24 protein-coding genes are annotated in these 26,252 nt (G+C 62.2%); 14 read left to right on the top strand and 10 right to left on the bottom strand.

Annotated elements, in window-relative coordinates:
* Nucleotide 1 precedes the first annotated feature (1 nt).
* Nucleotides 2–388, top strand: coding sequence for an Mth938-like domain-containing protein (locus tag FHR70_RS17790; RefSeq protein WP_183452639.1), 387 nt, complete (start codon nucleotides 2–4; stop codon nucleotides 386–388).
* 1 nt (nucleotide 389) lies between these two features.
* Nucleotides 390–1,232 (top strand): phytoene/squalene synthase family protein, encoded by an 843-nt coding sequence (locus FHR70_RS17785; RefSeq protein ID WP_183452637.1) that lies wholly within the window; start codon nucleotides 390–392, stop codon nucleotides 1,230–1,232.
* Nucleotides 1,233–1,402: 170 nt separating this feature from the next.
* Here the strand turns inward: FHR70_RS17785 and trmFO are convergent, their stop codons facing one another.
* The gene (gene trmFO, locus FHR70_RS17780) at nucleotides 1,403–2,821 is read right to left on the bottom strand and encodes a methylenetetrahydrofolate--tRNA-(uracil(54)-C(5))-methyltransferase (FADH(2)-oxidizing) TrmFO (RefSeq protein ID WP_183453034.1); all 1,419 of its coding nucleotides are present in this window, start codon (nucleotides 2,819–2,821) and stop codon (nucleotides 1,403–1,405) included.
* 152 nt (nucleotides 2,822–2,973) lie between these two features.
* Complete coding sequence (locus FHR70_RS24375; protein WP_183452635.1) at nucleotides 2,974–3,549, bottom strand: calcium-binding protein; 576 nt, start codon at nucleotides 3,547–3,549, stop codon at nucleotides 2,974–2,976.
* A gap of 225 nt (nucleotides 3,550–3,774) precedes the next feature.
* On the opposite strand from FHR70_RS24375, the gene FHR70_RS17770 reads away from it, so the two are divergent.
* Complete coding sequence (locus tag FHR70_RS17770; protein ID WP_183452633.1) at nucleotides 3,775–4,527, top strand: SDR family NAD(P)-dependent oxidoreductase; 753 nt, start codon at nucleotides 3,775–3,777, stop codon at nucleotides 4,525–4,527.
* A 69-nt stretch (nucleotides 4,528–4,596) separates the two neighbouring features.
* On the opposite strand, the gene FHR70_RS17765 is transcribed toward FHR70_RS17770, so the two are convergent.
* A complete protein-coding gene (locus FHR70_RS17765; RefSeq protein WP_084731585.1) occupies nucleotides 4,597–4,752 on the bottom strand; it encodes a DUF1127 domain-containing protein in 156 nt (51 codons plus the stop codon).
* A 425-nt stretch (nucleotides 4,753–5,177) separates the two neighbouring features.
* On the opposite strand from FHR70_RS17765, the gene FHR70_RS17760 reads away from it, so the two are divergent.
* Both FHR70_RS17760 and FHR70_RS17755 read left to right on the top strand, forming a co-directional pair.
* Nucleotides 5,178–5,990 (top strand): hypothetical protein, encoded by an 813-nt coding sequence (locus tag FHR70_RS17760; RefSeq protein ID WP_183452631.1) that lies wholly within the window; start codon nucleotides 5,178–5,180, stop codon nucleotides 5,988–5,990.
* A gap of 258 nt (nucleotides 5,991–6,248) precedes the next feature.
* A complete protein-coding gene (locus FHR70_RS17755; protein ID WP_183452629.1) occupies nucleotides 6,249–6,572 on the top strand; it encodes a hypothetical protein in 324 nt (107 codons plus the stop codon).
* Between the two features lie 43 nt (nucleotides 6,573–6,615).
* Here the strand turns inward: FHR70_RS17755 and FHR70_RS24600 are convergent, their stop codons facing one another.
* Nucleotides 6,616–6,900: a porin gene (locus FHR70_RS24600; protein WP_183452627.1), complete on the bottom strand. Its 285-nt coding sequence runs from the start codon at nucleotides 6,898–6,900 to the stop codon at nucleotides 6,616–6,618.
* 57 nt (nucleotides 6,901–6,957) lie between these two features.
* Nucleotides 6,958–7,509: a DUF2231 domain-containing protein gene (locus tag FHR70_RS17745; protein ID WP_183452625.1), complete on the bottom strand. Its 552-nt coding sequence runs from the start codon at nucleotides 7,507–7,509 to the stop codon at nucleotides 6,958–6,960.
* Between the two features lie 185 nt (nucleotides 7,510–7,694).
* Here FHR70_RS17745 and FHR70_RS17740 point away from each other — a divergent pair, with 185 nt between their 5' ends.
* Nucleotides 7,695–8,837: a GGDEF domain-containing protein gene (locus FHR70_RS17740; RefSeq protein WP_183452623.1), complete on the top strand. Its 1,143-nt coding sequence runs from the start codon at nucleotides 7,695–7,697 to the stop codon at nucleotides 8,835–8,837.
* A 20-nt stretch (nucleotides 8,838–8,857) separates the two neighbouring features.
* Here the strand turns inward: FHR70_RS17740 and FHR70_RS17735 are convergent, their stop codons facing one another.
* Nucleotides 8,858–10,639, bottom strand: coding sequence for a glycosyl hydrolase family 28-related protein (locus tag FHR70_RS17735; protein ID WP_183452621.1), 1,782 nt, complete (start codon nucleotides 10,637–10,639; stop codon nucleotides 8,858–8,860).
* Nucleotides 10,640–11,302: 663 nt separating this feature from the next.
* On the opposite strand from FHR70_RS17735, the gene FHR70_RS17730 reads away from it, so the two are divergent.
* The 3 genes from FHR70_RS17730 to FHR70_RS17720 all read left to right on the top strand — a co-directional run bounded on the left by FHR70_RS17730 (nucleotide 11,303) and on the right by FHR70_RS17720 (nucleotide 13,148).
* Complete coding sequence (locus tag FHR70_RS17730) at nucleotides 11,303–11,713, top strand: S24/S26 family peptidase (protein WP_183452619.1); 411 nt, start codon at nucleotides 11,303–11,305, stop codon at nucleotides 11,711–11,713.
* An 85-nt stretch (nucleotides 11,714–11,798) separates the two neighbouring features.
* The gene (locus FHR70_RS17725; protein ID WP_183452617.1) at nucleotides 11,799–12,026 is read left to right on the top strand and encodes a DUF6894 family protein; all 228 of its coding nucleotides are present in this window, start codon (nucleotides 11,799–11,801) and stop codon (nucleotides 12,024–12,026) included.
* 252 nt (nucleotides 12,027–12,278) lie between these two features.
* Nucleotides 12,279–13,148, top strand: coding sequence for a hypothetical protein (locus FHR70_RS17720; RefSeq protein ID WP_183452615.1), 870 nt, complete (start codon nucleotides 12,279–12,281; stop codon nucleotides 13,146–13,148).
* 64 nt (nucleotides 13,149–13,212) lie between these two features.
* Here FHR70_RS17720 and FHR70_RS24535 read toward each other — a convergent pair whose 3' ends face one another.
* From FHR70_RS24535 to FHR70_RS17705, 3 genes are all read right to left on the bottom strand, one after another.
* Nucleotides 13,213–15,339, bottom strand: a complete 2,127-nt coding sequence (locus FHR70_RS24535; RefSeq protein ID WP_183452613.1) for an ATP-binding protein — start codon at nucleotides 15,337–15,339, stop codon at nucleotides 13,213–13,215.
* A 187-nt stretch (nucleotides 15,340–15,526) separates the two neighbouring features.
* Nucleotides 15,527–16,336 carry a class I SAM-dependent methyltransferase gene (locus FHR70_RS17710; protein ID WP_183452611.1) on the bottom strand — a complete coding sequence of 270 codons (810 nt, stop codon included), beginning with the start codon at nucleotides 16,334–16,336 and terminating at the stop codon, nucleotides 15,527–15,529.
* A gap of 78 nt (nucleotides 16,337–16,414) precedes the next feature.
* Nucleotides 16,415–17,155, bottom strand: coding sequence for a DUF4336 domain-containing protein (locus tag FHR70_RS17705; RefSeq protein ID WP_183453032.1), 741 nt, complete (start codon nucleotides 17,153–17,155; stop codon nucleotides 16,415–16,417).
* A gap of 186 nt (nucleotides 17,156–17,341) precedes the next feature.
* On the opposite strand from FHR70_RS17705, the gene FHR70_RS17700 reads away from it, so the two are divergent.
* Both FHR70_RS17700 and FHR70_RS17695 read left to right on the top strand, forming a co-directional pair.
* Nucleotides 17,342–18,457 (top strand): NADH:flavin oxidoreductase/NADH oxidase, encoded by a 1,116-nt coding sequence (locus FHR70_RS17700; protein ID WP_183452609.1) that lies wholly within the window; start codon nucleotides 17,342–17,344, stop codon nucleotides 18,455–18,457.
* A gap of 150 nt (nucleotides 18,458–18,607) precedes the next feature.
* On the top strand, nucleotides 18,608–19,684 hold the full coding sequence (locus FHR70_RS17695; RefSeq protein WP_183452608.1) for an NAD(P)H-dependent flavin oxidoreductase: 1,077 nt from the start codon (nucleotides 18,608–18,610) through the stop codon (nucleotides 19,682–19,684).
* A gap of 20 nt (nucleotides 19,685–19,704) precedes the next feature.
* Here the strand turns inward: FHR70_RS17695 and uvrA are convergent, their stop codons facing one another.
* Nucleotides 19,705–22,698: an excinuclease ABC subunit UvrA gene (gene uvrA, locus FHR70_RS17690; RefSeq protein WP_183452606.1), complete on the bottom strand. Its 2,994-nt coding sequence runs from the start codon at nucleotides 22,696–22,698 to the stop codon at nucleotides 19,705–19,707.
* A 285-nt stretch (nucleotides 22,699–22,983) separates the two neighbouring features.
* Between uvrA and FHR70_RS17685 the strand changes: the two genes are divergently transcribed.
* The 3 genes from FHR70_RS17685 to FHR70_RS17675 all read left to right on the top strand — a co-directional run bounded on the left by FHR70_RS17685 (nucleotide 22,984) and on the right by FHR70_RS17675 (nucleotide 26,101).
* On the top strand, nucleotides 22,984–25,011 hold the full coding sequence (locus FHR70_RS17685) for a PD40 domain-containing protein (RefSeq protein WP_183452604.1): 2,028 nt from the start codon (nucleotides 22,984–22,986) through the stop codon (nucleotides 25,009–25,011).
* A 134-nt stretch (nucleotides 25,012–25,145) separates the two neighbouring features.
* Nucleotides 25,146–25,673 (top strand): single-stranded DNA-binding protein, encoded by a 528-nt coding sequence (ssb, locus tag FHR70_RS17680; RefSeq protein ID WP_183452602.1) that lies wholly within the window; start codon nucleotides 25,146–25,148, stop codon nucleotides 25,671–25,673.
* Between the two features lie 200 nt (nucleotides 25,674–25,873).
* A complete protein-coding gene (locus tag FHR70_RS17675; protein WP_183452600.1) occupies nucleotides 25,874–26,101 on the top strand; it encodes a DUF6894 family protein in 228 nt (75 codons plus the stop codon).
* Nucleotides 26,102–26,252: the final 151 nt, after the last annotated feature.

The following is a 26,252-nucleotide window of genomic DNA, read 5'->3' as shown; positions in this document are numbered from 1 at the left end:
CATGAACACCGGCCGCCTCTATGACGGGTTCCTCCCGGGGCGCTACCAGTTCGATGCCTACGGCAATGGCGGCTTTCGCTTCGCGGACATGTCCCATCGCGGCTCCCTGCTCGCGCTGCCTTCGGGAATCAGGGCTTGGCCGGTCGCGTCCATGGCAGATCTGACGGACGAGGTGCTCGATCCTGTCTTCGCCGAGGGCGATGCTCTCGAACTCCTGCTGTTCGGCACGGGAGCCGACATCGCGGCGCTGCCAGTTGCGTTCCGGACGCGATTTCGCGAGGCGGGGATCGGGCTCGATGTAATGCAGACCGGTGCGGCCGCGCGGACCTACAACATCCTGCTCGCCGAGAACCGTAAGGTCGGTGCCGCCCTGATCGCCGTCCCTTAACATGGCTGAAGCGATTTCCAACTTCGCGCATTGCGAAGCCCTCGTGCGCGAGGCTGATCCGGACCGCTACTGGGCGAGCCTCTTCGCGCCGGCCGACAAGCGGCCACATCTCTACGCGCTCTACGCCTTCAACTTCGAGATTGCCCGAGTCCGCGAGGCGGTGCGCGAAGCGCTCGTCGGCGAGATCCGCCTGCAATGGTGGCGCGATGCCCTGCAGGGCGAGGCGCGGGGCGATGTGCGGGCCAATCCCGTGGCGGCTGCGCTCGACGATACCATCGTCCAGTTCCGCCTGCCGCGCCAGTCGCTGGTCGACCTGATCGATGCCCGGATCTTCGATCTCTACGAAGACCCCATGCCGAGCCTCAACGACCTGGAAGGCTATTGCGGCGAGACCTCGTCGAGCCTGATCCAGCTCTCGAGCCTCATCCTGTCGGACGGCACGAATCCGGGTACGGCCGACGCCGCCGGACATGCGGGCGTCGCCTATGCCATCGCAGGACTGCTGCGCGCCTTTCCGCATCATGCGCGGCAGGGACAGGTCTATGTGCCCGCCGATATTCTGGCGAAGCATGGCGTGGTGCGCGAGGACATCGTGACGGGGCGCGGCGGTCCGGGGCTCAAGAGCGCACTCGCCGATATGCGTGCCGTCGCCCGCCACCATCTCGAACAGGTGCGCAAGCTGCGTACGACCATTCCCGATGTCGCGAAGCCGGCGTTCCAGCCAATGGCGCTGGTCGAGCCTTATCTCAAGGCTATGGAGCGAGGAGATTACGACCCGTTCCACACGCCTGTAGACCTGCCGCAATGGCGGCGCATCTGGGCGCTCTGGCGCGGGCCGTTTTAAACAGCCCACTCTCCTGGTGTCATCCCGGACGGAGCGCAGCGAAGATCCGGGATCGTAAGCAGAATTGGGCGCCGGCAGCGCTCTCCCCACAAGGAGGGAGGGGAACGGTGCCACTCTCGTCCCACGATCCCGGCTCACGGCCCTACCGCGTCCGGGATGACAGTGGTGAATTACTCTGCGGCCACCGGCAGTGCGCCACCAGCCATCCACGCAGCCAGATCAGCCCTTGCCCGATCCGTGAGCGCCTTCTTCCTGGCAACTGCCTTGGCCGGCCCGCGCAGGCGCTTGCCGTCTTCGGACTTGGGCGCCTGCGCCAGCGGCGGAAAGAGGCCGAAATTGACGTTCATCGGCTGGAAGGAGCGCGGCCCCTCGTCGATGGTCTCGATATGCCCGCCGGTGATGTGGTTGATGAGGGCGCCGAGCGCCGTGGTGTGGGGCAGCGGCTGGATCGGACAGCCCAGTCGCTCGGCAGCCGCGAAGCGGCCGGTCATCAGGCCGACGGCCGCGCTCTCCACATAACCCTCGCAGCCGGTGATCTGGCCGGCGAAGCGAAGGCGCGGCATCGCCTTCAGGCGGAGCGTCGGGTCCAGGAGCTTCGGCGAGTTGAGATAGGTGTTGCGGTGAATGCCGCCGAGGCGGGCGAACTCCGCGTTCTCAAGGCCCGGGATCATGCGCAGGATCGCTGTCTGGGCGCCGTATTTCAGCTTGGTCTGGAAGCCCACCATGTTGAACAGGGTGCCGAGCGCATTGTCCTGGCGCAGCTGCACGATGGCATAGGGCTTCTTGTCGGGGTTGCGCGGATCGGTGAGGCCCACCGGCTTCATCGGGCCATGGCGCAGGGTCTCGCGGCCGCGCTCGGCCATGACCTCGATAGGCAGGCAGCCGTCGAAATAGGGGGTGTTGGCCTCCCACTCCTTGAACTCGGTCTTGTCGCCGGCGATCAGCGCATCGATGAAAGCATCGTACTGCTCCCGGGTCATGGGGCAGTTGATGTAGTCCTTGCCGGTGCCCCCGGGTCCGACCTTGTCATAGCGCGACTGGAACCAGGCGACGTCCATGTTGATGGACTCGCGGTACACGATGGGCGCGATGGCGTCGAAGAAGGCCAGCGACGTCTCGCCCGTAAGCTCAAGAATGGCCTCCGCCAGGGGCGGCGAGGTGAGGGGGCCGGTGGCGATGATCACCGAGGACCATTCCTCCGGCGGCAAGCCTGCAATCTCGCCCCGCTCGATGGTGATGAGGGGATGGGACTCGAGTGCCGCCGTCACGGCATGGGAAAACCCGTCGCGATCAACCGCCAAGGCGCCGCCGGCAGGCACCTGATTGGCATCTCCCTTGGCCATGATAAGGGAGCCGAGGCTGCGCATCTCCTGATGCAGCAGGCCCACCGCGTTGGTCTCGGCGTCATCCGAGCGGAAGGAGTTGGAGCAGACGAGCTCGGCAAGGCCCTCCGTCTTGTGCGCGTCGGTGCCGCGGACGGGGCGCATCTCGTGAAGCACGACAGGCACACCGGCTTGGGCGATCTGCCAGGCTGCTTCGGAACCGGCGAGGCCGCCGCCGATGACGTGGATGGGATCGAGTTTGCTCATGGGCTTGAAGTAGCGAGCGCCGGTTGGGCAATCAACCATTATCTCACAAGGGAAAACCAAGCGCATAAGCCAAGTTATGACAAAAAAGGGCGCGGCCGCAGAACGGCCACGCCTGCCCGGCATTCCTCTCACGCGAGGAGTGGGAGTTCTTCTTAGAAGATGATGAAGCAATCCGCCGACAGAGCGGTACCAGCCTTCAGCTGCGCGAACTGGATCGCGGCACCGGCGCCGTTGCCATCGGCATCGTAAGACAGGGCACCCGTCGCCTTGTCGTAGACGAGATGATCATCAGCGTCCTTGGCGCTCTTGCCGATGCAGAAGTTGGACGACGCAAGGGTGCCGCGATCCTTGGCGCCTGGATCCACAGGGAGCTTCGACCCGACCTCGAGAGCTTCGAAGACATACGCATTGAGCATGATCTTCTCGCCGATCCTGCTGTTGAAGTCGGTGATGCGATCAACGCCGGCAACATCGAGGTCGCTGCTGAAGACAAAGGTGTCGACGCCGGCACCGCCCCTGAGAAGGTCAGCGCCTGCTCCGCCGCTCAGAAGGTCCTTGCCGGCGCCTCCGTTCAGGACGTCGCGTCCGCCACCTCCGGACAGGTGGTCGTCGTCTTTGGTGCCGGTGATCCTGTCGTCGGCAGCGTTGGCCTTGAAGTAAAAGCCTTCGCCATCGAACTTGATGTCGAACGGCTCGTAACCTTTGGTGCTGAACTTCTTGTAGGACATGGTCCTCTCCTTGAAGATGTAGGTTCTTACTTTCTGCAACAGAGTATCGGCTGCGAAAGCAGTGGCGAAATAAAGTTGCAAAATGTTCAATCAAGGGGGCCAATCCCGCAAAGATGGGGCACGCATGGTCAAGCTGTTCTGTCTGTGCGAAATGTCACCAGGGCAGACTGCCGACCCTGCGTAGGCTGTCCCTGCAATGCCGGCCTCAGTCTAGGAAACTTGGATATGACTTCTCACCGTCCCGTGGTTCTCATAACAGGCGGAAGCCGCGGCATAGGGGCTGCGGTGGCGCAGCTCGCGGCCGAGCGCGGCTATGATGTCGCCATCACTTATCGCGCGGAGCATGGGGCCGCCGAGCAGGTCCTTGCCGCATGCCGCAGGGCTGGGGCAAAAGCGGTGGCCTGCCGTGGCGACGTGGCTGTCGAAGCCGACGTCATCCGCTTGTTCGATGAGGCTGAGGAGGATCTGGGACCGATCTCGCATGTGGTCAACAATGCAGGCATTACCGGCAAATCCGGCAAGCTGGCGCAGACCTCCGCCGAGACGATCCAGGCCTGCATGGACATCAATGTCCTGGGCGCCCTGTGGGTGGCACGCGAGGCTGCGCGCCGGCTGCCGAAGAGCCCCGGTGCCAGGACCATCGTCAACATCTCGTCTGTTGCAGCCACCCTCGGCAGCCCCAACGAGTATGTCTGGTATGCGGCCTCGAAGGGCGCCATCGACTCCCTGACGCTCGGGATGGCCAAGGAGCTGGCGCCCGAAGGCATCCGGGTCAATGCGGTTTCGCCCGGTATGACGAAGACCGAGATCCATGAGCGCAGCACCCAGGATGCCGGCCGTTTGGAGCGGCTGAGGCCGAATATTCCACTCGGTCGGATTGGCGAGCCGGAGGAGATTGCCGAAGCGGTGCTGTTCCTGATGTCCGACGCTGCGGCCTATATCACGGGTGCCAACATCCCCGTTTCCGGCGGGCGCTGAGGACCTCCAGACAAGCAAACGCCCGCCAGAGGGGCGGGCGAGGGCCTTATGCTGCGATGCAGCAGAAATTTACGCGACAGCGTGCTCGCGAGCGATGCTCTCGATCTGGAAGCGGGAGATGCCGAGATCGTCGAGCTCGCGGTCCGAGAGCAGGGAAAGCTCACGGACGGTCTCACGATAACGCATATAGGCGCGGACTTTAGACAGAATGTAGGACACGAACATGGGAAGCTCCTCGTCAGTTACCGGCCCCTGTGGCCGGTGGCCTTTGTTCTTGCGTGTGCAGTGCGGATATAAGTGTGTGCAGTGCCGAAGAGGAGTGGTAATAATGTAGGGCTGTTATGCTTTAGTAGCATAACGGACTAACGCCAAGTTAATGGGGGTGCTCACCGGGCATGCCTTCTCTCTAGGGCGGTCTCGCATCGGCCAGGATCCATGTAGCCTCGCTTTCGCTGATCCTCGACAGGAAGGCGAGATTTAGAATCAGCATTGGACGTTGCGATAAATTGAAATGCGCCGATGTAGCATTTTGAATAAACGTTCATCTTAAGTCATACATTAACGAGCGAGTGCATTTACTTAATGAGTGTTGGAACAGTCTCCTAAGGTCTGCGTTCATACCGCACCTTTACAGTAATGGAGATGGTTCCGTGAAGAAAATAGCACTTGGAGCCGCCCTTCTCTTGTTGAGTAGCGCGGCCTATGCCCAGACGTCGACCCAGACCAATACCAGCACGGCATCCCAATCGCAGTCGTCGGACTCGAACAACCTGCTGCGCAACCAGTCCGGGGTCGGCAATCGTACCGAAACCACCGGGGCAGCCCGCAGCGAGTCGTCAGGCCAGGCCAGCATCCGCACCCGGAATGAGGGCAGCACCCGTGTCGGCGTCGGCATCGAGACCCGTGAGCGGTCTGGCGTGTCCGTTCGCTCCCGCACGGTGCGCGAAGTCGAGGAGCCGAGCGTCTCCGTCACCCGTCGCCGTACCGTGACCGCCATCGAGGAGCCAGACACCGAGGTGCACCGTACGGTGGTCAAGAAGAAGCCCACCAAGAAGGTTGCGGTTAAGAAGACCAAGAAGACCAAGAAAGTCGTTTCGAAGAAGCGTCGCTATCAGGTTGTCGACGAGCCGGTGGAGGTCCGTCGTCGGACCGTGCGCCGCTACGAGGAAATCAATGAGCCGAGCGTTTCCGTCAACCGCCGCACGACGATCCGTCGGACGCAGGATACCTCGCCGAGCGTCGGCGTGTCGGTGGAGCAGCGCCGCTCCAATGACGTGAATGTCTCGACCACCCGGACCCGTTCGAGCGCTCCGGAGACGACCGGCAGTGTTTCGACCCGCAGCCGTACGGATGTGAACAGCAACACGAGCGGCAACACGTCCGGTTCTGGCAGCAATTCCAAGACCATTCGCCCGCAGCAGGGCGGTTCCTCCTCCGGGAGCAACACCAGCACCAGCGAGTAACTTGGCCGCCAAGCTGTAACAAAGAGGGCCGGATGATCGGCCCTCTTTTGCTATTCGGGTGGTCGCTCTGCGCACGACGTGTTGCTCAAGAAGTTTGATTGTCGCAACAAAGAATAATCTGGAAGCAGATGTGACTGATAAGAAGATAATCATTGTGTTGGTGATGAATTAAACTGCGACGTATTTCTGATTTAGTATAATCTTTGGAACCGTTCTTTGAGATGTTTTTTATATACCAAACTGTACTGGAGTAGATCGATGAGGAAAGCTCTTGTTGCAATAAGCGCGGCCCTTCTGGCTGCGACCTCGTTCACTGGTGTTGCCGACGCCCGGCCCGGAAAGGGCAAGGGCCATGCCTATGGACATCAGAAAAGCCACAAGGCTCAGCGCTACGTCGTGCAGCGGCGTAACAATAATAACGCGGCCATTGCCGCCGGTGTGACGGGGGCCATCCTTGGTGGCGCGCTCGCTGCGACGGCCCGCCCGGCCTACCGCACTTATGAGCGGCCTGCCTACAGGACTTACGAAGCTCCCCGGCGTACCTATTACCGCGAAGAGTACTACGATAGTTACGACTACTGATCGGCCGGTCCAAGGGCGCCTTCGGGCGCCCTTCTTCTTGGCCTTACCGGCGCAGATTTCCTACAGCGATTACGGCTCGCAAGGGGCCGTAATCGGTCTGTTTCCTCACGTCGATCTGCAAGCGTGCGCCCGACTGAATGCGTGACGAATTCGACCCATTGAGTAGCCCTGAGCCGGCGAGAGCATCGGAACGGACGCTGCCGCTGATCCGCACGCAGGTGTCCGAGGCTTGAAGCACGGCAAAGCCAGGCGGGCAGGGAGATCCCGCCAGCGCTTGGCCCGTCAAGGCCAAGCCGATCAGGGAAACGGCGATGAGGAGGTGCTTCATGGCAAAGCGGAGCTTAGCGTCTCCGCTTCAGGAGGCAAGGCAGGAATGCGGATGTCTTCAGAGCCCGCCCGATCCGCTCCGGCGGCCATAATGCTCTGCCACGTCAGGACGGTCGACCTCCACGTGGAACTGCTCGGCCTTCGGGCTGTAATCCTGAATGGCCCCAATGCCATAGCGGTAGGCCAGTTCACCGCCGAGCCAGCCGCTGAACAGCAGCAGGGCCGTCTGGATTCCGGACAGCCAGATGCCCCAGCCCTGAACCCCGGCAGCCGGATCGCCCAGACGCACACCCACATTCACGAGGGCAAGGGCTACAACAATCAGGTTGGCTACCATGTGAGCCCATGAGACCCAGAGATTGCGTACCCGGTCGATGGTCACGAAGTCGATCATGCCGGGAATCGCGGCCACCAGGGCGGTGACGATCCCGGCAATGAGAAGCCAATAAGAGGCTTCAGCCCAAAAGGGGGTCTGAGTTGCCAGGAAGACGATGTCGGTTCCCAAGGCTCCGATCAGGAAGGCCACCGGGAAGACGATCAGCATGTGATGGAGCGGATGGCCGGCAATGGCTGCCGTGCTCTGCACCCCATGACGATGATACCGACCCATGACAAAGCTCCCCCATCATGCTTGGCTTGAGGAAAATGCTTCGGCCTATCCTTCGTTCCGATTCCGGGTCATCCGTCGCACTGTTTGGCGCTGGACATTCGCCCGACGATAGAGGATAGCGTAGCCCCGCATTCCGCAGGGGAATGTCCTGCGGGACCCATCTCTGCGGCAGTCTCGCCAACCGCATGACAGCTGCTGCTCCGATGGTTCTTGATCCCGCTACCCTTACCGTCGCCTTCATCCTGCTGTCGGCCGTGCTCGGAACGCTGCTGATCTTCTCATGGACGTTGAATCGCAAGCTGAAGGCCCTGGCTTGCTGGGGAATCGCTTTCTGGCTGATCGCGACCGGCATCGGCTGGGCTAATCTGGGGAAGGGGCCGCCAAGTTATTGGGTCCTCCTGCTGGCCAACGCACTCGGTATCCTGTCCTACGGCGCCCTTTATGTCGGCTGCCGGATCTTCAACGGACGTCGTGTGATTCTGCTTCACGGAGGCATCGGGGCCGCTGTCTGGATCTGTGCCTTTCCGTTCATCTACGACTCGCAAGGGTACCGGCTCATCCTGGCCTCGCTGGTGACAGGGATGTATTCAGCCTTGTCTGCCTGGGAACTGGGACGACACGCGGCGCACACGCTTGCCTCGCAGCGTGTGGCGGTCGTCCTCCTGTCCGGCCTTGCGGTGTTCAACCTCTTCCGTGGGCTGCTCGGCGTCTCCCTTACGTCGGTTCCGTGGATCGATACCTTTGCCCGACGCTGGTCCTCGGAAATGGCTCTCTTCCTCGTGGTGGTGGGGCCGACCCTCGCCTTCATGTTCCTCTTCATGGCTAAGGAGCGCCTGAAGCTCGAGTACAAGCAGGCAGCTCTCGTCGACGATCTGACGGGAATTCCCAACCGGCGGGCGTTCCTTCAGGCCGCGTCCAGGCTGCTCAATCGGCTGAACGGCCAGCCAGCCAGTTGCCTTCTGTTCGATCTCGACAACTTCAAGGCCATCAATGATCGTCATGGCCATGCCGCTGGCGACCGCATTCTCAGCGTCTTCGCCCGCACGCTCTCCGATCACCTGCCGAAGGGGACCTTCGGCAGGTTCGGAGGAGAGGAATTCGCCGCGATCCTCCCCATAGGGGCGCAAGACGCTGCCATCCTGGCGGAGAAGATCCGCCACGCCTTTGCCGATGCCGGGGGGACAGCCCTCGGGAAAACCGACGAGGTGACCGTCAGCATCGGCTGCGCAACGATACCCCGCGCTCAAGCCGAGGATCTGCTGCGGCATGCCGACCAAGCTCTCTACCGCGCGAAGGAAAGCGGCCGGAACCTCGTCGTGGTGGCGTGAGCCGGCTCTTTCGTTTGGCTTCAGATCACGAAGAACTCGTGGTGGTTTAAAGCGAGACCCTTCTTGAACTGTGCGAACTCCATCGCCTTCCGGGGGCCCGAGCCGTCGGGATCGTAGGACAGGATGCCGGTCTTCCTGTTGTAGTTGATGTAGTCGTCCGAATCCTTGGGTCGGTTGCCCCCGTTGAAGAAGTCGGCATCCAGCTTGTGCGGCTTGCTGGCGCTGCCGGGACCGAGTTTCCGGAAGATGGCGTTGTCGAGCCAGATCGAGTCGGCGCGCACGGAATAGTCCACGACAGTGTCGAAGGCCACGCGCCGGTCACTGACGGACGTTCCCAGCTTCGTATTGAAGACGAAAATGTCCCGGCCGGCTTCGCCGAAGAGGGTGTCGTTGCCGAGACCGCCATAGAGCCGATCGTTGCCGCTCCCGCCGACGACCATATCCTTGCCGTCGCCGCCGAAGAGTCTGTCGTTGCCGAGATCTCCATGGACGTGGTCATTGCCCCCCAGGCCTCGGATCGTATCGTTGCCGGATCGTCCGTTCAGGTCGTCGTCCTGACTCGTGCCCCGGCGATAATTGGAGGCCGCGTTGCCTATCCATCGATGAACTGAGGTCGAGATCGCTCCCGAGCTGAACTCGGAGACGATGTTGCCGGAGACGAAGATCATTGTGGGGCCACCCTGAGCGTTGGTCGGCTCCTCGCGGATCCCGTAGCGTGCGTCGGTCGCGCCGTGGGCGAAGATGTGATTGTTGATGATCCTCGTATCGACCGAATAGTAGGTTTGCTGAGAGAACTCGGTATCCAGCCTTAGACGAATGTTGACCTCATCATAACGGCCGTCGAATTCCTGCGAGTTGTCGTGGATGCGGCTTCCGGCGAGGGTCACGGACTTTGCGCCCTCGATCCTCACCCCTTGATTGTCGTTGCCGTAGACATCGACGCCCGTGATATTGATCCGTTCCGACAGCTTGACGAGAATTCCTTCCTTGCCGTTGTGATGGTACGAGCCGCCGATGATCTGAATGTCGGACACCCAGGGAATCGTCGTTTCGCCAGCGGGCAGGATGTTTCCTCTTTGAATGGTGATGCCAGCGCCTCCCGCTAATGCACCGTTGAACATGTAGCGGAGGCCGTTGTGGTGAGCCTCGTTGTTCTGCAGGATGAGGTTTCTCGTCTCGTTCTGGATGTTGAAGCCATGACGGTCGTTCTCGTACGCGACGTTGTTGCTGTACACGCCTCCATGGACCGCATCGGCCACGAAACCGTCGAGCCCGTTGTGATGGGAGACCGAGTTCCGGATCACCATATTGTAGGTGATCTCATGCGGATTGATCCCGTAGGCCGTGCAATTCCTCACCTCGACGCCGTCAACAGTGATGTTGGACTGTACGCGGCCGGAGCCGTCTTCCTTGACGCCGCAGATGAAGCCTGCCTGATGATCGGTGTTGTTGCTGCGATTGCCGTCGATGACGAGGTTCGAGACGGTGACCTTGTCGACCGTTTCAACCTTCGTGCGCACGATGCCGTTGATCCTGGCATTGAAGTTGTCTTCAAGCTTGATGACCGTTTCTCGTGTTCCTGACCCTGTGAGTTCGACGCCGGACGGAAGCTCGATGGCTCCCTTGGAAGGATTGCTCTTGTCTCCAGTGACCACCCAAGTGCCTGCCGCGAGTTGAACCTTCACCTGGGCTTTGGCGGGATCGCTCAAATAGAGTTGATGGGCTTGCTCGATGGCAGCTCGGATATTCGCGGTATTGGTCGCTGCATTGCCGGTCAGGTTGCTAACAAAGATTGTGGTCATTGGCAGTGTCCTTGCGAATTCGAGATGCACGGGTGTTCAGTGTGGGTTCACTGGCACCGGAGCGCCTCTTCGCATCTCAAGCGTGTCAATCGACGGTTCTATGTATTGCCGCCTGACCAACGTGCCGGGCTATGGCGTGTTACTGATCAAGCGTACGCGGACAAAGAATGATGAACCAATGGAGCCTCATGGATAAGGCAATTCATAAAAAGGAATGAATGGATATTATTGATTGTAGAATGTCATTAGGGGTAATTAAAAGGTCTTTAATGGAATATATACTTATACTCCTGGGAGTAATCATGCTTCTTGTTGTGCAGAAGCATGATTGGCATGTGGAAGCCTCTCACTGTCGACCGGTCATCCCATGAATGATTGACGAATATGCCCGACTTATTTGCGGAGGCAATCTTTCTCATGGGAGATTAAGGGCGAAAGGCTTCTCGTCTTGAGCTCAGGTTCTAGAAAAGAGAGCCGTGTCGATGGCCCTGTCCCGCTTAATGGTCCCTTGAGATTATTTCGTTGATATCGTTCTCATTGAAAACAGAAAAGCGATCGAAAAGATTGCGTCTGATGATGGGAAACTTGCTTATTACTCTGCGTTAAGCTCTCCTCTGGCAGATTGGGCGACGATTTTCGGGGCAGCCATTGGCGGGGGCAGGTGTGACAGACGAGGAAATTGAGGCCGTTGCAGAGGAACTGGCCAAAGCGGGCGGCGTCTCATGGTACCCGGGGCGCACGCGCGGAGCGCTCCTGAGGCCGGTCAGCGAACGTTACCGCGACCGAGCGAAGCTGGCGATTGCTGCACTCGATCGGGTCAGGGCCGGACATGACGCGGCTCCGGCACTAGCCCACCCGCAGACAGAGACCGCTCCCCGTCCGCCCGACCAGATCCAGGTGGGCGGCATTGTGGTTTACCGTCCCCCTGGCGATCAGAGGGCCATCACATGCCGGATCGAGCGGATCGAGGAGGGCCGCGCCTATCTTGTGCCCGTACCCCGTCCGGATGTCGGTTGGGTATCTTTGGACAACCTTCATCCGATCGGAGATGAGGCTGCTACGAAAAGCGAATAGGGAGAGGGACCGTAAGGTCTCTTCACTTCGCTGGCAAAACCCGTTAGCAGTTTCCATCCTTTCCGTGTGGGGTGGATGGTCTGACATGCGTTGCTTCTTCCACCTCGTGAGCAATCATGACGAGATTATCGATAATGCAGGCATCGAGGTTCAGGACCTTGAGAGCGCCAAGGCACAGGCTCAGACTGCCATTGAGGAACTGAGAGCCGAGATCGGCACCGAGGCTCATGACTGGTCGGGATGGCGGCTCGAAATCGTCTGCCCTCTCGGAACCCTTCTCCATTCTGTGCAGCTGACGCAAAGCATCCACTGAACCACCACGCCGACGCAGCAGGCTTAAAGCTGAAGATTAAGCTTACATGCTGCTGCTCTCAAGCGAACAGTCTACTGCGAAACTTTGCCCTGCAGTGGGTTTGCCTTACACACTACGAGTATCGATGTAACGTATATTGTCGCGAATTGTAAAAACAACTGTCTAATTAACCCTTGGTTGTGGAACTAATTTCCTGAGACATGAGTCTATTCATGCGAGCCCCATAAGGGGTAACTCCGATGGAGTAGGCAAATGGTTGCGCGTGGACATTCTGTCAGCTTTTACCGCGAGGCTTCAGTGATTGGCGCGGCAGTTCTCCTCGTTACGGTACTGGCCTGGGATCCGGCTTCAGCCCGCGATCAAAGCGGGCAATCCGACGGCATCGGTGCCGGCGTCGGCGTGAGCGTCGGCGGTGAAAGCGGCATCTCGGCAGGCCTTGGAGCCAGCATCGGCGGCGACAGCGGCATCGGCGCTGGTTTGGGCGCGAATGTCGGAGGCTCAGGCGGCATCTCGGCCGGCGGCGGAGCCAATGTCGGCGGATCGAATGGCGTGTCGGCGGGGGCTGGCGCCAATGTGGGCGGCTCCACGGGAGTTTCGGCCGGAGCCGGCGCCAACGTGGGCGGTTCCTCCGGTGTGAGCGCGGGGGCAGGCGCCAATATCGGCGGATCGAGCGGGGTCAATGCGGGGCTCGGCGCCAGCATTGGCGGCTCCGACGGGGTTTCTGCCGGTGCAGGCACGAGCATCGGCGGATCCGGTGGGGTGACGGCCGGAGTCGGAGCCGGAGTCGGCGGCTCCAACGGAGTCGATGTAGGCGTCGGTGTAGGTATCGGTAATGGAGGCACTTCCGGCGGCGGGATTGGTGGTCCTGCCAATCCGGGGCGTCCTGGCAGCGCGCCAAGTGTGGGTTCTGTCCGCAACCCGCCCACGACAGGCGGTATCGGTCCAAACCGGCCTGGCAATTCGCCTCAGGTCCAACAGCTTCAGGCGGAGATCCGGAACATGAGCCCGGCCGAGCGTATGCAGCTGCGTCGCAGCTGCGCCATGGTGGTGGCCTCACCGGACAGCTACGAGGCCGACATGCAAACCCTTTGCCGCCTGATGAGCCGCATGTCCGTGCGCTGATTAAGGAGCGGCCGAAAGGAAGGGGCGCGGCGCCGATGAAGCCCGCGCCTTTTTGCTGCATTCTCTACGCGCTGGCCTTCAGCGCCACCACACCCAGGAACTTGTCGATGGCCGTGTTCAGTTCCACCGTGTCATAAGGCTTGCGGAGGATGGTGAATCCCTCGTCCGTGGCGGTCTGGGCAACCGCGCTGTAGCCGGTGGCCAGCAGGATCGGGAGAGACGGATGCTGACTGCGAATGATCCGTGCCAAGTCGACGCCATTGAGATCGCCGGGCATTACAATGTCGCTGAAAATCAGGTCGAAGGCCGTATCCGAGCGAAGGGCAGCGAGCGCCCCGCGAGCGTCGGCCGCATGCGTAACCTGAAATCCCATCTCCTCAAGGCTGATGCGAGTGACCTCGGCAATGTCGAGATTGTCCTCGACCAGGAGAATATGGCCGTGGCCGCTCCGGATCGGCAGTTCCTGCGTTTGAACGTTGCCGGCTGCCGCTTCCAGGCTGCGCGGCAGGTACAGCGTGATCGTGGTGCCGCGCCCGGACTCTGCAAGGGCGGTGGCGGTGCCGCCCGATTGCCTGGCAAAGCCATAGACCTGGCTCAATCCGAGGCCCGTTCCCTTGCCGACAGCCTTGGTGGTGTAGAAGGGCTCGAAGACATGGGGCAGCACATCCTGCGGGATGCCGCTGCCTGTATCCGTAAGGCTGAGCGCGACGAAATCTCCCCGGAGGCCGACAATATCCCGATCGCGCAAATTCAGGTTCCAGGCCTCGATCAGCAGCCGTCCGCCATTGGGCATGGCGTCGCGAGCATTGACCGCGATGTTGAGGATGGCGAGCTCGAGTTCGTTGAGATCGACCTTGGTATTCCACAGACCGGGCGGCAGCTGCATGTCGATGGCGATGTCGCCGCGCAGGGATGAGCGAAGCATGTCCTGCAGATCGCGCAGATATCGCGACAGATTGACGACCTCAGGCTCATGCGTCTGCTGGCGGGAGAAGGACAGGAGCTGACGCACCAGACTTGCCCCGCGTCCGGCCGCCGTGTCGATGGCGTCGAGGGACCGCTTCTGCCGCTCCTCCATAGGGTAGCGCCGCAACCGGTCCACATTGCCTTTGACGACCATCAGCAGATTGTTGAAGTCATGGGCAACACCTCCGGTGAGATGGCCCACGGCCTCAAGCCTCTGCGCCTGCTTCAGAGCGGTCTCCGCGATCTCGCGCCGCTCGACTTCGGCATGGAAGCTGCGGGTGCGCTGGAGGGCGAGCAGGCTGATGGCAAACAGGCCCAGGGTCGCGGGCAGGCCGAAAGCAAGGAGCTGGGCCATTCGAGACCACAACTCCCGCCACATGCTGGCGGTTTCAATCCCGGTTGTCACGTAGACAGGGTAGCCCGGTATCTTGCGGTAACCGATGCGCCGCTCGATGCTGTCGAGTTGGGATACGGCGGTGATGAACCCGTATTGTGCGCTGCTTTGAATGGCTGGCAGGAGAGAATTGCCCGGGGTGAGCTGAAGAGGCTCGTTGCCGCGCGAAGGATAGCGCGCCAGGAACTCTCCATCGGCTCGGATCAGGCTGATGGAATCGGCAAGAGCCCGGGAGATCCGTCCATAATACTCGCGGAAGTGCTCGGGGCGCACGGAGACCGCGACGATTCCGTCGAAGCTGCCGTCCTGCGTTGGGCGGCGCTGGCTCACCACGAAGAAGCGGATGTCGCCGATCTTCGAGGTGATCGTCCTGCCGATATAGGTGCCTGCGTCCTGCTCGGCCTGTGCCTTGAAGTAGCCGCGGTCCGAGTTGTCGAGATCACGCGGCACGGGCCGGATGGTGCTCGACACGAGCGGGCGCCCGGCTCTGTCGAAGACCCAGATCGCCTCGATCTGCGGGAGCGCATCCTGTGTTCGCCGCAGGCGGTTCTGAAGGCGGGCCTCATCAGCGAGGATCTGCTCCGGCGTGAGGCCGCGCAGCACCTCGTTCGTTTCGGCCATGGTCCGCTCGATGGTCTGGAACGCCTTGAGGCTGTGCTCCTGCACCACGTCAAGTGCGCGCTCGATCCGCTCGTCCGAGTGCTGCCGGATCCGGCCGTAATCGTCCCAGGCCGTGTAGACAAAGAACAGCGCAGGGCCGAGCAGGCTTGCGCAAACCAGCAGCTGCAAGGGCCAGAGAACGGTACGGCTCTTCGGCGTTACGCGACCCACAAACGAAGACCTTCCTTGCATGGCTTGGCGAGAGGTTCTCGGGCTTGAGCGGCGATCTGTTTCGAAAGGTAAACCTGTCGGTTCCCATGCCTTCGCGAGGGGAGCCTGGCTCGGCAGATATAGTAGAGCAAAAGAGTGTCAAGGGCGGCTGACCGGGATGTTGCGCCGGAGGCAAGGCGCGGTGGGTCTATCTCCAGGCCGTCACGACGAGAGCGCTCATCCGGTTCTCGACGGATGAGGGGCCGAAGCGGTCCGAGAGCGCCTGCGTCACCCTGGCGGTGATCTCGTCGAGGCATCCCGGGGCACGCGCTTCGATCTCGGCCCGCAGGGGTGTCCCCTGGCAGAGGCCGATGGCAGGCTCCCTGGGAGAGGGCGCATGGGTGACCTTCTCGACAACGGCGATGTCGACCTTCTCGAATCCCGCCTGCTGAACCTCGCCGAGAATGCGGTCTGGATCGAAATAGCCGAAGGGTACCCGCTCGAAGAACCGGGGTGGATCATCGGGAAAGGTCCTGGCTACGGTCGCGGATACGACCTGGCTGACGGGATTGAGGTCGAGGGTGTTCCAGACGGCGAACACGAAGCGCCCGCCCGGTTTGAGCACACGCAAAGCCTCGCGATAGGCCGTCAGCTTATCGGGGAAGAACATGACGCCGAACTGGCATATCACCGCGTCGAAGCTGCTCGCCTCGAAGGGGAGTGACTGGGCGTCCGTCTGCTGCCACGTGACATTCGGCGCCTGGAGCTTCGTTTGGGCATGATCGAGCATGGCCTGGTTGAGATCGGTCGCCACGATCTCGACCTGCGGCGGCAAGGTCCTGACCATGGCACGGGTCACGACGCCCGTTCCCGCAGCTACCTCCAGAATCCGGCCTTGGGCGATATCCGCCAGTCGTCCGGCCAAATCCTCTGCAAAGGGCTCGAACGTAAGGGGAGCGAGATACTGCTCGTAGAGAGCCGGAATGGAGCCTGCGAAGGCGCTATCGGTGACGCTCATGGTCTCTCCCACCGAAAGGCCGAGATGGTCGCGCCGATCATCGTGGCGTGCAAGGGCGCAGAAGAGGCAGCCCCGGCCTCAACCCATCAGCCAGGCGAAGGCCCGTTTCAGGTTTGCCGTGCCGTCCCGCTCGAACCAGCGGCCGTGGCTGAAGATGATGCGGTCCGGATTCCAGGCGATCATCCGCGAGACGGCGTCCTGCGCCTCCTTGCGGCGAAGGCGAACGACGAAGCGCAGATAGGCCGGGGCCTCGCCATCGGGCGCGGCAACGCCGGTAAGCCGGGCGAACAGGCGCGTGCCCAGCGGCAGCTTCTCCGGCTCCAGATTCTGGATCAGGTCCGTCAGGATGAGGGTGCGCGTGGGACGATGCAGGAACGCGACCTCATGGAAGCCCGCACCGCCCGGGATGACAGCCTGCTCGATCTCGCCACCCCAGTCATCGGGCGGTGAATCCGTCAGGTCGCGATCAAGCCGGATGCCGGCTTTGCGCACCTGCGGCCGCTGCCGAAGCTTGGGCGCAGCAGACGTCTTTGCGGCCGGGCAGCCGCCCTGCCACCCTTTGAGATGTGTCCAATGCGCGATGTTGGGCGCGACGAGATGGCGGATGGGTCCGAGCGTCTCGATCTCCCGCCGCAGCTCGGCATTGTAGCGCGTGGGGGAATGAAGCCAGACATCGCCGTTGCTTAAGCGGATCACCGTCATCCGCACCGGCAGGCTCAATCCCATCGCCTCCTGCGGTCCGCTGTCGACGATCCAGAGGTTCTCCGCCACCGGCTTGAGCACGTCGAGGGGAGGGTAGGTGACGTCTTCGCGGGCCATCTGTGTGCCTTTCAAGCGTTTCACCGTAATAATGCCTCGTCCTGGGGAGAAGGTTCGCCTGTCCCCTCGGTCTTCTCCCTTATCGCGCGGTCACACCTCATCGGGGCCGACCTTTCGGACCTGTCGCGCGTTTGCGGGAAGGCGGCTCGCATAATCTCGGCAGCGCCCCGATCCGGGAGACAATCCATGACGCAGGCAAAACTCTTCACGCCCTTCCGGATCGGCGACTTCGAGCTCGCCAACCGCATCGTGATCGCGCCCATGTGCCAGTATTCCGCCGAGGATGGCTGCATGACCGACTGGCACATGATCCATCTGGGCCAGCTTGCCATGTCAGGTGCCGGGCTCCTGACCATCGAGGCCACCGCCGTGACCCCGGAGGGCCGCATCTCCTATGCCGATGTGGGGCTCTACTCGGACGAATGCGAAGCTGCCATGCGGCGCGTTCTTGACGGGATCCGGCGCTGGTCGGACATGCCCATCGCCATTCAGCTCGCTCATGCCGGGCGCAAGGCCTCCACCGACGTGCCCTGGAAGGGCGGCGCGCAGATCCCGCCGCATCGTCCCCATGGGTGGCAGACGGAAGCGCCCTCGGCCCTTCCGCATTCCGACGGCGAGGTTCCACCGACGGCTTTGGACAGGGAGGGCCTCACGCGGGTGCAGGACGCCTTCGCCGATGCGGCCCGGCGCGCGGCCCGGCTCGGTCTTCATGCGGTGCAGGTCCATGCGGCGCACGGCTACCTGCTGCACCAGTTCCTCTCGCCCCTGTCCAACCGGCGCGAGGACGAGTATGGCGGCTCGCTCGAGAACCGCATGCGTTTCCCGCTCGAGGTCTTCGATGCGGTCCGCGCCGCGTTCCCTGCGGATCGCCCCGTAACGGTGCGCGTGTCGGGAACGGATTGGGCTGATGGCGGCTGGACCATTGGGGAGACGGTGGAATTCGCCAAGGCGCTGGAGGCGCGAGGCTGCAGTGGCATCCACGTGTCGAGCGGCGGGCTGACCCCGGCACAGCGCATCCCGGTCGGCCCGAACTATCAGGTGCCGCTCGCCCGGGCCGTCAAGCAGGCCACCTCCATGCCGGTGATCGCCGTCGGGCTCATCACCGATTTCGTGCAGGCCGAGGCGATCCTTAGCACCGGCGACGCCGACCTCATCGCCATCGCCCGCGCCATCATCTACGACCCCCGCTGGCCCTGGCATGCGGCTGCCCATTTCGGCGCCGCCGTGAAGGCCCCGAGCCAGTACCTGCGTTCGCAGCCGAGGCAGTTTCCGAATTTGTTCGATGTGCGGGCGGATGATTGACGGTCCGAGGCCCTCTTCTTGCATCCTTCTGCCTTGCATACGGACCTTGTCGAAGCCTCACCAATTGTCAGCCTGCGAAGGCTGCGCACTTGTGCAGACTTTCCATCAGGCCTAGCACTAAATTCTCGCAGCGCAGGAAAGGTGGCAGTCATGTGGGCCGACCGACGCATTCTGGATCTTCTGGGCATCGATCTTCCCATCATTCAGGCCCCCATGGCCGGAGCCAACCTCTCCGATATGGTGATTGCCGTCTCGGAAGCTGGTGGGCTCGGATCTCTCCCCTGTGCCTTGCTGAGCCCCGATAAGGCCAGGGATGAGCTGTCCAGAATCCGGCAGAGCACATCGAAGTCCATCAACGTCAACTTCTTCTGTCATGAGGCGTCCGGGTTCGATGCCGGACGCGAGGCGGCATGGAAGCAGCGGCTGAAAGACTACTATCTGGAATTCGGCCTCGATCCCGATGCGCCTGCGCCTCCCTCGACACGCGCTCCCTTCGACGAGAGTTACCTGAACCTCGTGGAGGAGTTCAGGCCCGAGGTGGTGAGCTTTCATTTCGGGCTGCCGCAGCAAGGCCTGCTGAAGCGCGTGAAGGACACAGGCGCCAAGGTTCTGTCCTCCGCGACTACAGTCGACGAGGCGCGCTGGTTGGAGGACCGGGGTTGTGACGCGATCATCGCGCAGGGGTTCGAAGCCGGCGGTCACCGCGGCATCTTTCTCTCCGACGACATCTCGACCCAGGTGGGCACCATGGCTTTGGTGCCGCAGGTCGTCGATGCCGTGAGGGTGCCCGTGATCGCGGCGGGTGGCATCGCCGACGCCCGTGGCATCGTCGCGGCTCTTGCTCTGGGGGCATCGGCCGTACAGATCGGAACGGCTTACCTGTTCACGCCGGAAGCGACGATCGCACCGCTTCACAGGCAGGCTCTCAAAAACGCGAAGGACGATCAGACGGCGCTCACAAACGTTTTCACCGGCCGTCCTGCGCGTGGGATCGTCAACCGGATCATGCGCGAGGTCGGCCCGATCTCACCGGTGGCGCCTCAGTTTCCTCTCGCAGGCGGCGCGCTCGCGCCTCTGCGCCAGAAGGCGGAGCCTCTCGGTTCGAGCGATTTCATGTCCCTCTGGTCGGGGCAGGCGGCACGCCTCGCCCGCGAGCTTCCCGCTGGAGAGCTGACAAGGACGTTGGCGCAGGAGGCATTGATCAAGCTCGGGCAGCGTTCCGTCTAAGGTGAGACGGCTGCGCTGCCTTACTCCGCCGCCTGACGCGTCACCTTCTTGTCCTTCTTGGTCGCCTCTTTTTTCGCCGGCTCCTTCTTCGCAGCTTCCTTCGGAACCACCTCCTTCAAAGGCCTGCGCTCCAGCACTTCCTTCAGGAACCGCCCGGTGTGGCTGTCCTTGGACTCGGCGATGTCTTCCGGCGTGCCCTGGGCGACGATGCGGCCGCCGCCGCTGCCGCCTTCGGGGCCCATGTCGATCACCCAGTCGGCGGTCTTGATGACCTCGAGGTTGTGCTCGATCACCACCACCGTATTGCCCTGGTCGACGAGTTCGTGCAGCACTTCCAGGAGCTTCGCCACGTCATGGAAGTGAAGGCCCGTGGTGGGCTCGTCGAGGATGTAGAGGGTGCGGCCGGTGGCGCGCTTGGACAACTCCTTCGACAGCTTCACGCGCTGCGCCTCGCCGCCTGAGAGGGTGGTGGCCTGCTGGCCCACATGCACGTAATCGAGGCCGACGCGGGCCAGCGTCTGCATCTTCTCGCGGATCGACGGCACGGCCTTGAACAGCTCGCGAGCCTCCTCCACCGTCATGTCGAGCACGTCGGCGATGGATTTCTCGCGATACTTCACCTCCAGGGTCTCGCGGTCGTAGCGCTTGCCCTTGCACACGTCGCAGGTGACGTAGACGTCGGGCAGGAAGTGCATCTCGATCTTGATCACGCCGTCGCCGGTGCAGGCCTCGCAGCGGCCGCCCTTCACGTTGAACGAGAAGCGGCCGGCCTGGTAGCCGCGCGCCTTCGCCTCGGGCAGACCTGCGAACCATTCGCGGATCGGCGTGAAGGCGCCGACGTAAGTTGCCGGGTTCGAGCGCGGCGTGCGGCCGATGGGCGACTGGTCGATGTCGATGACCTTGTCGAGATGCTCCAGGCCGTCGATGCGCTCGTGCGGGGCAGGGTGCTCCAGGGCGTTGTTGAGCTTGCGCGCCACCGCCTTGTAGAGCGTGTCGATCACAAGCGTGGACTTGCCGCCGCCGGACACGCCGGTGATGCAGGTAAACGTCCCGAGCGGGATGTCCGCCGTCACGTTCTTCAGGTTGTTGCCCTTCGCGCCCACCACCTTCAGCATGCGCTTCGGGTCGCGCTTGCGGCGCTTGGCCGGAACCTTCACGGCGAGTTCGCCGGTGAGATATTTGCCGGTCAGCGACTTCGGGTTGTGCATGACCTCGTCGGGCGTGCCTTCCGCCACGATCTGGCCGCCATGGATGCCGGCGCCCGGGCCGATGTCGAACACGTAATCGGCCTGGAGGATCGCGTCCTCGTCGTGCTCGACCACGATCACCGTATTGCCGAGATCGCGCAGGCGCTTGAGGGTGCCGAGCAGGCGCTCGTTGTCGCGCTGGTGCAGGCCGATGGACGGCTCGTCGAGCACGTAGAGAACGCCCGTGAGACCGGAGCCGATCTGCGACGCAAGACGGATGCGCTGGCTCTCGCCGCCGGAGAGCGTGCCGGAGGCGCGGGCAAGCGTCAGGTATTCCAGGCCCACATCGACCAGGAAGGTGAGGCGCTCGCGGATCTCCTTGAGGATGCGGCCGGCGATCTCGTTCTGCTTCTTGGTGAGCTTCTTCGACAGCTCCGCGAACCAGATCTGAGCGTCCTTGACGGAGAGCGCGGTGGCGTCGCCGATATCGGAGCCGGCGATCTTCACGGCCAGGGCTTCGGGCTTCAGGCGCTTGCCGCCGCAGGCCTCGCACGGCGTCTCGCTCATGAAGCGACCGATCTCCTCGCGGGCCCAGTCGCTCTCGGTTTCCTTGTAGCGGCGCTCCAAATTGGGGATCACGCCCTCGAAGGGCTTGCGCACCTCGTAGGCCCGCAGACCGTCGTCATAGGCCATGCGGATGTTCTCGCCGTCCGAGCCGTAGAGAATGGTGTCGCGCACCTTCTCCGGCAGCTCGGTCCAGGGCTTCGTCATGGAAGCCTTGAAATGCTTGGTGATCGCCTCGAGCGTCTGGCCATAATAGGGCGAGGTGGACTTCGCCCAGGGCATGATAGCGCCGCGCTTGAGCGAGAGCGCCTCGTCAACCACCAGGGCCTCGTCGATGCGCATTTCGTGCCCGATGCCGCCGCAGGTGGGGCAGGCGCCGAAGGGGTTGTTGAACGAGAACAGGCGCGGCTCGATCTCGGGGATCGTGAAGCCGGAGACCGGGCAGGCGAACTTGGACGAGAAGACGATGCGCTTCGGCTTGCCCTTCTCGTCGGTCTCGTCCGCATATTCGATGACCGCGATGCCGTCGGTGAGCTCGAGCGCGGTCTCGAAGGAATCCGCCAGGCGCGCGGCGATGTCGGCCCGCACCACGATGCGGTCCACCACCACGTCGATGTCGTGCTTGAACTTCTTGTCCAGCGCAGGGGCCTCGTCGATGGCATAGTACTCGCCGTCGATCTTCAGGCGCTGAAAGCCCTTCTTCTGGAATTCGGCGATCTCCTTGCGGTACTCGCCCTTGCGGCCGCGCACCACCGGGGCCAGCAGGAAGAGGCGGGTCTTCTCCGGCAGCTCCAGCACCCGGTCGACCATCTGGGAAACCGTCTGGCTTTCGATGGGCAGGCCGGTGGCGGGGGAATAAGGGATGCCGACGCGCGCCCAGAGGAGGCGCATATAGTCGTAGATCTCGGTGACGGTGCCCACCGTCGAGCGCGGGTTCTTGGACGTGGTCTTCTGCTCGATGGAGATGGCGGGCGAGAGGCCGTCGATCTGGTCCACGTCCGGCTTCTGCATCATCTCCAGGAACTGGCGGGCATAGGCCGACAGGGACTCGACATAGCGGCGCTGCCCCTCGGCATAGATCGTGTCGAAGGCCAGCGACGACTTGCCGGAACCGGACAGCCCGGTGAACACCACGAGCTGGTCCCGCGGGACCATGAGGTCGACGTTCTTGAGGTTGTGCTCCCGCGCCCCCCGAACGGAGATCACGCGCGCATTCGGATCGCCCGCCTTGGCGCGGTTGAACAGATCGTCGAGTTTAGCCATTGCCCAGCTTAAGCCTTTTGAGAGGAGCCGGCCTCGCCAGACCGGCTCCCGCATATGTGATGCCACAGCCGCCGGTGCAATGCGGCGGATGATTCCAGGAGCAGGATCCTAGAACAAAGAGGGTACGAGGGGCAATGGGGCATGGGCCGGGAAAGGTCTGTGGGCACAAAAATCTGCAACACGGGAGCTTGGCCGTTCCTGGTTTGAACGATCTCTATTCTCTAGCTTAGAGCTTCGCAGGCTCATATAACGATACGTTATGGTATCAATATGCTTCGGTGATCCATGACGCTGACACTGACCATCCAATCCTTCAGCCGCCCTACAGCCGCATCCATCGTCAAGCGCGTCTCGGTGACAGGGGACGGAGCCGAGGCTAACGAGAGGAGCGGTGCATCAGCCTTCAGTGCCGATGGCCGATATGCGTTTTTCGAAAGCCGGGCGAGCAATCTGGATGCCGAGGCTGGACCACTCGACTGGGATATCTTCCGAAAGGACCTCGTCACAGGCGAGGTCGTCCGGATTTCGACCAATACTGCCGGCGACATGGGAAACGGCGATAGCTTCAGTGCCCGCTTCAGCGCCGATGGACGCTATGCAGTATTCACGAGCCGGGCGGACAACCTGGTCGCCGGCGATGTCAACGGAAAGGCCGACATCTTCCTCAAGGATCTCGTCACGGGCCAAGTGACACTGGTCTCTACCGACGGGAACAGATGGCAGGTCAGCGGCGACAGTGGCCAAGCGCTGATCAGCCCCGATGGCCGCTACGTGGTTTTCGAAAGCGATGCGCCCGATCTGGTGCCCAACGACACGAACAATGCGCACGATATCTTCATCAAGGATCTGTTCACAGGCGCAGTTGCCCGTCTGTCCACGAGCAAAGCTGGAGAGGGCGGAAATGGCGCGAGCCGATCCGCGCAGATCAGTCCGGACGGGCGCTACGTGCTCTTCGAGAGCAGCGCATCCAACCTCGTGTCGGGTGACGATAACGGAAATGCCGATGTCTTCCTTAAAGACGTCCTGACGGGTGAGATCCGTCGCATATCCACTGATATCAGCGGGGCCGAAGGGAATGGCTACAGCTATCAGGCCCGCTTCAGTGCCGACGGACGCTCCGTGGTGTTCACCAGCAGCGCAAGCAATCTCGTTTCAGGAGACACCAACGGCGACTACGACGTTTTTCAGAGGGATCTGGCAACCGGAGCGATCGTTCGGCTGTCGACGAGCGGCACTGGAATTGAAGTGCATGGCTGGAGCGAGGAGCCCCGCCTCAGTCAGGACGGTCGTTATCTGTTCTTTGCGAGCACCGCGAACGACGTGGTGCCGGGCGGTGGCGACGGGACAGTATACAACCTGTTTCGTAAAGACCTCCTGACCGGCGAGGTTGTTCGCCTGTCGACCTCTCCCGAGGGCCTGCCCGCGGATGGCCACACTGGCTATGGAATCGATGTCAGTCCCGACGGGCGGTATGTTCTCGTCGGCAGCTGGGCGAGCAACCTGGTGCCCGGCGATACCAACGGGATGTACGACACGTTTCTCATCGACGCGACACTCATGAAGCACGCGCCGGCCGTGATGGCGGGCCGCTACGTGGAGCTGCGTCTCGGCACCGGCTCGGCTTCCAGCATCAGCATCGACTGGGGCGACGGCGCAATCGACACTGTTTCTCCCTCAGGCGGCAGCGCTGGTTTCAGCCATGTCTTCGCCAGCAGCGGAGTTCAGAATGCAGTCGCGACAGTTGTCGAGGATGGCCGCTCATGGTCCGTGCCTTATACGATGGATCTCGCGTCCGGGCAGATGATGCGTAATCCCGCGATGACGGACACCCTCACTGGCAGCCACGGGTCGGACCGGCTCAACGGAGATCTGTGGGGGAACAGGATCATCGGCCGGAACGGCAGCGACAGGATCGATGGCTCTTCCGGAAACGACATTCTATGGGGCGGAACGGGCAACGACAGCCTGAAGGGCGGTGATGGCCGCGACTCCTTCGTGTTCGACACGCGCCCGAACAAGAGCAGCAACGTGGACCGGGTGTATGACTTCAAGTCCAGGGACGACAGCATCTGGCTCGACAACAAATATTTCACCAAGCTGGGCTCAGGCTCGGCCTCCAAGCCGAAGAAGGTCAAGGCCGACATGTTCGTGGAGGGCAACAAGGCCCTGGATGCGGAGGACCGGATCGTCTACGACCGGAAGACCGGGGCGCTGTACTACGATCAGGACGGCACCGGCTCCAAGGCTCAGGTGAAGATCGCCACCATCACCACCAAGACGAAGCTGTACCACCACGACTTCTTCGTCGTCTGAGCTTAAGGTGCAGGGCAGGGCGGCCTCATGCCGCCCCCCTTTCTGGGGACAGGCCTGTGCAGAACTTTCCGGCCGGCTTGCCCCGGAGGCTGTCCGGCCCCAGAACAGCCTCATGTGAATGAGGAGTGGCTCCGATGGCGGGCAGCGTGAACAAGGTGATCCTGGTTGGGAATCTGGGGCGTGACCCTGAGGTGCGTCGGCTGGGGAGCGGGGAGCCGGTGGTGAACCTGCGGATTGCGACCTCCGAGACCTGGAAGGACAAGGCCACGGGCGAGCGCAAGGAGAAGACCGAGTGGCACTCGGTGGTGATCTTCAACGAAAATCTGGCGCGGGTGGCCGAGCAGTACCTGAAGAAGGGCTCGAAGGTGTACCTGGAGGGGCAGCTGCAGACGCGCAAGTGGACCGACCAGCAGGGGGTGGAGAAGTACTCGACCGAGGTGGTGCTGCAGCGGTTCCGGGGCGAGCTGACGATCCTGGACAGCCGCGGCGGCGGCTCGTCCGAGTACGGCGACGAAGAGCCGGGCCAGATCTCCCGCGGTGGCGACTTCGGGGGACGTTCTCCCTCACAGGATCGGCGCCCGGCGCCGTCCATGGGTGGGGGCAGCGGCGGTGGAGGCGGGGGCTCCCGCTACAATGACCTGGACGACGATATTCCGTTCTAGGATCTGCCAGATTGACCATAGGGAGAAGGGCCGCCAGCCGGCGGCCTTTTCTCTTTCTCCCGAGCGTGGAGAGTTCGTCTCAATTCCGAGCAAAACGGAAAACTTACCTTGCGTTAATGCAGGGAAGCTGCTCATTTAGAGGTAGGCTCCGGAGCGACATAAGTCCGGCGGTTGAAGAGTTTTCCCAAGGCTGCTTTTGAGTGCATTGTTTCTTCCATCTCGTGCACAGGCATGAACGGATCCTCGATGAGACAGGCATCGAAGTCTCGGATCTGGAAGCAGCCCATTATCAAGCCATCAAGGCGATCCAGGAACTGCGCGACGAGGACGAAGCAGACGAGATCGACTGGCGCGGATGGCACCTGGAAGTCGTCGACGAAGCGGGCAGGGTCCTGCTGTCGATCCCCTTGGATATGGCGCAGCATTGAGAGGTGGGCCTTTAAAATTTTCCGCAATGATCGGTGCGGCGCAGCCAGCTTGCTGGCGTGACAAAATTAAACGTGCGGCGTCTCAATACGCCCTGATCTGAAGGCCGCGGAAGGCCCGGTACAGTCCGGGCCTTTTCAGAGTTGAGCATCT

It is taken from the genome of Microvirga lupini (genome assembly GCF_014191055.1).
Taxonomy (GTDB): Bacteria; Pseudomonadota; Alphaproteobacteria; order Rhizobiales; family Beijerinckiaceae; genus Microvirga; species Microvirga lupini_A.
Note: the sequence above shows the minus strand (reverse complement) of the source record. Positions and strands in the feature narration are given on the sequence as shown.

What these genes read in the sequence shown, in the direction of transcription:
- FHR70_RS17790 (WP_183452639.1), top strand. Translation starts at nt 2, where the DNA reads ATGAACACCGGCCGCCTCTATGACGGGTTCCTCCCGGGGCGCTACCAG.
- FHR70_RS17785 (WP_183452637.1), top strand. Translation starts at nt 390, where the DNA reads ATGGCTGAAGCGATTTCCAACTTCGCGCATTGCGAAGCCCTCGTGCGC.
- trmFO (WP_183453034.1), bottom strand. Translation starts at nt 2,821, where the DNA reads ATGAGCAAACTCGATCCCATCCACGTCATCGGCGGCGGCCTCGCCGGT.
- FHR70_RS24375 (WP_183452635.1), bottom strand. Translation starts at nt 3,549, where the DNA reads ATGTCCTACAAGAAGTTCAGCACCAAAGGTTACGAGCCGTTCGACATC.
- FHR70_RS17770 (WP_183452633.1), top strand. Translation starts at nt 3,775, where the DNA reads ATGACTTCTCACCGTCCCGTGGTTCTCATAACAGGCGGAAGCCGCGGC.
- FHR70_RS17765 (WP_084731585.1), bottom strand. Translation starts at nt 4,752, where the DNA reads ATGTTCGTGTCCTACATTCTGTCTAAAGTCCGCGCCTATATGCGTTAT.
- FHR70_RS17755 (WP_183452629.1), top strand. Translation starts at nt 6,249, where the DNA reads ATGAGGAAAGCTCTTGTTGCAATAAGCGCGGCCCTTCTGGCTGCGACC.
- FHR70_RS24600 (WP_183452627.1), bottom strand. Translation starts at nt 6,900, where the DNA reads ATGAAGCACCTCCTCATCGCCGTTTCCCTGATCGGCTTGGCCTTGACG.
- FHR70_RS17745 (WP_183452625.1), bottom strand. Translation starts at nt 7,509, where the DNA reads ATGGGTCGGTATCATCGTCATGGGGTGCAGAGCACGGCAGCCATTGCC.
- FHR70_RS17740 (WP_183452623.1), top strand. Translation starts at nt 7,695, where the DNA reads ATGACAGCTGCTGCTCCGATGGTTCTTGATCCCGCTACCCTTACCGTC.
- FHR70_RS17735 (WP_183452621.1), bottom strand. Translation starts at nt 10,639, where the DNA reads ATGACCACAATCTTTGTTAGCAACCTGACCGGCAATGCAGCGACCAAT.
- FHR70_RS17725 (WP_183452617.1), top strand. Translation starts at nt 11,799, where the DNA reads ATGCGTTGCTTCTTCCACCTCGTGAGCAATCATGACGAGATTATCGAT.
- FHR70_RS17720 (WP_183452615.1), top strand. Translation starts at nt 12,279, where the DNA reads ATGGTTGCGCGTGGACATTCTGTCAGCTTTTACCGCGAGGCTTCAGTG.
- FHR70_RS17710 (WP_183452611.1), bottom strand. Translation starts at nt 16,336, where the DNA reads ATGAGCGTCACCGATAGCGCCTTCGCAGGCTCCATTCCGGCTCTCTAC.
- FHR70_RS17705 (WP_183453032.1), bottom strand. Translation starts at nt 17,155, where the DNA reads ATGGCCCGCGAAGACGTCACCTACCCTCCCCTCGACGTGCTCAAGCCG.
- FHR70_RS17700 (WP_183452609.1), top strand. Translation starts at nt 17,342, where the DNA reads ATGACGCAGGCAAAACTCTTCACGCCCTTCCGGATCGGCGACTTCGAG.
- FHR70_RS17695 (WP_183452608.1), top strand. Translation starts at nt 18,608, where the DNA reads ATGTGGGCCGACCGACGCATTCTGGATCTTCTGGGCATCGATCTTCCC.
- uvrA (WP_183452606.1), bottom strand. Translation starts at nt 22,698, where the DNA reads ATGGCTAAACTCGACGATCTGTTCAACCGCGCCAAGGCGGGCGATCCG.
- FHR70_RS17685 (WP_183452604.1), top strand. Translation starts at nt 22,984, where the DNA reads ATGACGCTGACACTGACCATCCAATCCTTCAGCCGCCCTACAGCCGCA.
- ssb (WP_183452602.1), top strand. Translation starts at nt 25,146, where the DNA reads ATGGCGGGCAGCGTGAACAAGGTGATCCTGGTTGGGAATCTGGGGCGT.